We start from the raw sequence: 4,059 nt of genomic DNA, 5'->3' as shown, positions 1-4,059 counted from the left end.
TTAGCCATTGCCTGACAGCTACCGCACCAATTAGCATAAAATTCCATGAGTGTCGGTTTGCCATTTACCAAAGCTGTTTCTAATGGCGTTGAAGCTTTTGCCATGTCGGTGAGACTGCTTGATGGCGTTTGGGTTTGCAGCCCGAAGAAGATGGATATTGAAAGGGCGATCGCTGCTAACACTATCAATAAGTTTCTGAGGCGGCTGGCGACTTTTGTTTCGGGATTTTTGGCGGCGGGGGCGACAGTTGACTTGGGCGAATTCTGGGTCATAAAATAAATTGCGCTTTGATTTCTATGTTTTTATTTTAAATAATAGATTCAGATTATAGCACATTTTGAGATAATCAGACCCATCTCATAAAAATTTGTGCTAAAGGCAGTAATTAGACCAAGTGCGCTAAAACAGAAGATAACAAAGATTGTTTGTAAATTACCGAGGACTTGCAGGGTGAAAAAACGGGTAACACTGACGTTTCCCCAACGATCGATCCAAATGCCTGTCACCTATCGACTGGCAAAGGATTTTAATGTTGCAGCCAACATTATCCGTGCTCAGGTGGCTCCGAATCAAGTGGGCAAACTGGTGCTAGAGTTATCAGGGGACATCGACCAACTAGAAGCGGCGATCGACTGGATGCGATCGCAAAACATCGGCGTTTCCCTAGCCAGTCGGGAAATACTCATAGACGAAGATATCTGCGTTCACTGCGGTTTGTGTACCGGGGTTTGCCCGACAGAAGCCTTGACCCTTGACCCAGAAAGCTTTAAACTAAGTTTTGCTCGATCGCGGTGTATCGTTTGTGAGCAGTGCATCCCTACTTGTCCGGTGCAAGCTATTTCTACTAACCTTTAGGCCCTGTACAAACTCATCGGAATTATCATCTTTTTTGCGTCGTGGTTTCCCTAATTGTGCCATAGGATGAAAAAAAACTCTTGGGTTTCCCTAACTCTACTTTTTGTTACTTATTTCACTTTTGGCTGGAAATTGTCTGAGTTTGATGTTCCCCCGCACCTAACTTGGTTTTTAGCCATAGCTTCAATTTTAGTGTTAGCTGTTGCCTTGTCGTTCCCGCTGAAAGGGATAAAAGCATTAATAATGCGGTGGTTTTCCAGTGATATTGGTGCTTTTCTTTCTATTATTGTAGGAGCTTTTGTGGCAGTGGTAGTTTTTGCCTGGATGCACCTCTTTGCTACTTGTTTAGTCTTGATTTCAGCCGGAGCTTTGGCAAGACTCGATATTCAAATATCAGGTTGGAAAAATTGGCGGGCTTTTGCGGTATTAGCTAGCATTTGTTTAACTGGTGTAGCGTTGGGCGGAGCGATAGAGTTTTGGTTAAAAACAGGCAGGCTCGTATTCTCTTAATCAGGAACGGGAAATTTACCCAACAAAATTATATAACTCGCAACGGATATTTAACGGATATTTAGCCGAAAACTATCAGATCGCCCATCAATAAATACAGCTTATTTTTTTTCAATCCCCCACTCGGATTAATTCCCCGTTCCGCGCCGTAATCATAGCAGTTTTTAAGCCTAGTGAGGTACAGCTTGTCAATGGTCGATTCTCCATTGCGCGTTACTAATTCCCAATTACTAATTACTAATTACCAATTACCGACGAACCTGGAGTGCAAATGAAAACCCCTAGGGCAGTATAGAATTGTAGCGACTGTTGCTCAAAATGTTATTGCCAAGCTCCCGCAAGTCCCGCAGCCAAAAATTCATCGCAATAAAAAAGCAGCTTTCGGGAGCTGCTAGTCAGAATGCATGAGGTATTGTTTTTACAATAGGACAGGTTGAATTCGATCGGTGCTGGGTTACATTTTTTGATACGGGAGAGTTGATAAGTGAATGGACGATCGTAAAATCGTCACATAGGAGCATAGCATTGATGCTAAATTTCCCGACAATCAAGTTAGCGTTTAACTGTCCTTGCGCCCTACAGCCCTTCAGCGGTGGGGCCCTTTTATTTTTAGGGAGAACTCAATAGCCGACTTTAACGCATCAGACGAGTCTGCCATTAATTCTTGTATAAAATCTCCGCATCGCCACATCCTCATACTTATAAAAAGTACGCATCACATCCACTCAAACCCGGTGGATTTCAAAATATTGGTGGTTAAACGGACACACTCAGACAAAAACCAGTATTTTTACCGAAGTTCTACCATTTTAGATTTTAGATTTTAGATTTTAGATGTTGGGAATGACTGATGAATCTGGTGGTTGGGAGGTTGCGTAGAGTTGCATTATTTTTGGGAACTAATACCAAAATTCCTCAGACACCCGGTTTCTGAATGTATCAATTGAGATCGGGCCCGGTTTCTGATTTGATAACTTTTTGGATTTCCTCGATCGCCCTAGTCGCGACTGCTTCAGGCCTTTCGCCCACACCAGCACAGACTCGGACATCTGCTTGAGTGTAGAAACGCTCTCGCTCTTTAAAAAGGCTTTGCAGCTTAGATTTGATCTCGCCCTCCTGCAGTAGCGGTCGAGCGGTGTCCGAACGCAGTCGATCGTACAATTGATCTACAGCCACATCCAGCCAAACCACTACACCGTAGTGCAAGTAACCCCAATTCATCGATCGCGTTACAATACCCCCGCCAGTAGCCACAACCGAATTTTGATACGCAGACAATTCCCCAAGCACTTTAGTTTCTAGTTCCCGAAAAGCCTCTTCCCCTTCTCGATCAAAAATCTCAGCAATTGACTGATTAGCAACTCGAACAATTAGTTCATCAGTATCAAAAAAACGGTATTTTAATTTTTTTGCCAAAATCCGCCCCACCGTTGTTTTCCCCGCACCCATCATCCCGACGAGATAAATATTTACTCCCCTCAACCCATCCACAGCCAAATCCTCCGATATTTTTCTATTTTTTCAGGTTAATCGCTCCGCCACTGGGGCGATCATCGTCCTCAAACTCATCACCCTCATCTAATCCCCAATCATCCTCTGCTTCTGCAAGAGGATTTATTGGTGTTTCATCAGCGGGTTTAGGAATATCCCCTCCCGGAGGAACCAGCACTCGATACTCCGCATCGTATACAGCCTCAGTTTGCCCCACCCCAGACTGGCTGGGATCTCGATAGCCGTAAGAATATACTGAGCCAGCCCAAGACTTGCTTTTCGGTTCCTGCTGAGCTTCGTAAGCCCTCGGATTTGTCGCTGGAACATCATTGACCTGCGGTTGATCGGGAAAATCGCGATCGTCCCCCCAATCGTCATCACCCCCTTGAGAGCCGGATTTTGAGCCATCTGAGACCCAATCGTCCTCATCGTCTGCCGCTGCATAAGTCCCGGCTTGAGCGTAATCCTTTGCCCCATCAGGGTTCGGAGTTTCTTGCTGGAAAGTCCGCGCACTGTAACCAGCCGACGTACCGTAATCAGTTCGGTAGGAACCAGCAGCCTGAGTTTGGCTATTTTCCCTATTCAGATCCGGGTCAATTCCCTGTTTTCTAGGAGGGGGAGGTGGCGTGTAAGGTGTTCTCCTGTCCTCTGGGAAAGTATCGGGACCGCTGCGACTCGATCTGCCGGTGCGGTCTCCCGTTGGAGATAGATAATTTGAAAAAGCCAGTAAACCAGAAATCAATAAAGATGTGAGAGCTCCCACCACCATGCTCAGCAAAATCCAGATAGATAAAGGCAAAGCAGGCGATCGAACTCCTAAAAACACCAGCGATAATGCCGGCTCCACATTTTGCAGGGCAAAAATAGTTAGCCCTACCACAATTACTAGCAAAAATACAGGTCGCATATTAAAAATATTGGTAATTGGTAATTGGTAATTGGGAACTTGTGCTGAGCGTAGCCGAAGTATTGCTAATTGAAAATTGCTAATTGAAACTAACACATCATCAATAACCAGTAACCAACTGTCAACTGTCAACTGTCAACTGTCAACTAACTCCCTTCTTCTTCCTTCCAGCGTTTGAGAGGAACGCAATCAATCCCCAACTGGTCTAAAGCGCGAGCCACCACAAAGTCTACCAAATCTTCAATAGTTTGCGGATTGTGATACCAAGCAGGAATCGCTGGTACAATTCTAGCTCC

Annotated in this window: 5 protein-coding genes and 1 pseudogene; 2 read left to right on the top strand and 4 right to left on the bottom strand. The window is 45.0% G+C overall.

Annotated elements, in window-relative coordinates; genetic code table 11:
- Nucleotides 1-272: thioredoxin domain-containing protein (locus QUA38_RS27855; protein ID WP_333167602.1), on the bottom strand; the 272-nt coding region annotated here is incomplete at its 3' end.
- 178 nt (nucleotides 273-450) lie between these two features.
- Here QUA38_RS27855 and QUA38_RS27850 point away from each other — a divergent pair.
- Nucleotides 451-855, top strand: a complete 405-nt coding sequence (locus tag QUA38_RS27850) for an NIL domain-containing protein (protein ID WP_006635751.1) — start codon at nucleotides 451-453, stop codon at nucleotides 853-855.
- 192 nt (nucleotides 856-1,047) lie between these two features.
- A complete protein-coding gene (locus tag QUA38_RS27845; protein WP_333167600.1) occupies nucleotides 1,048-1,365 on the top strand; it encodes a hypothetical protein in 318 nt (105 codons plus the stop codon).
- Nucleotides 1,366-2,304: 939 nt separating this feature from the next.
- Here QUA38_RS27845 and QUA38_RS27840 read toward each other — a convergent pair.
- The 3 genes and pseudogenes from QUA38_RS27840 to QUA38_RS27830 form a co-directional block, all read right to left on the bottom strand.
- Nucleotides 2,305-2,856: a shikimate kinase gene (locus QUA38_RS27840; protein WP_333167598.1), complete on the bottom strand. Its 552-nt coding sequence runs from the start codon at nucleotides 2,854-2,856 to the stop codon at nucleotides 2,305-2,307.
- 22 nt (nucleotides 2,857-2,878) lie between these two features.
- Nucleotides 2,879-3,895, bottom strand: a complete 1,017-nt coding sequence (locus QUA38_RS27835) for a LapA family protein (protein WP_333167596.1) — start codon at nucleotides 3,893-3,895, stop codon at nucleotides 2,879-2,881.
- A 14-nt stretch (nucleotides 3,896-3,909) separates the two neighbouring features.
- Nucleotides 3,910-4,059, bottom strand: a pseudogene (locus QUA38_RS27830) (aromatic acid decarboxylase); the annotation flags it as partial.

Source organism: Microcoleus sp. Pol12B4 (genome assembly GCF_036701385.1).
Lineage (GTDB): Bacteria > Cyanobacteriota > Cyanobacteriia > Cyanobacteriales > Microcoleaceae > Microcoleus.
Note: the sequence above shows the minus strand (reverse complement) of the source record. Positions and strands in the feature narration are given on the sequence as shown.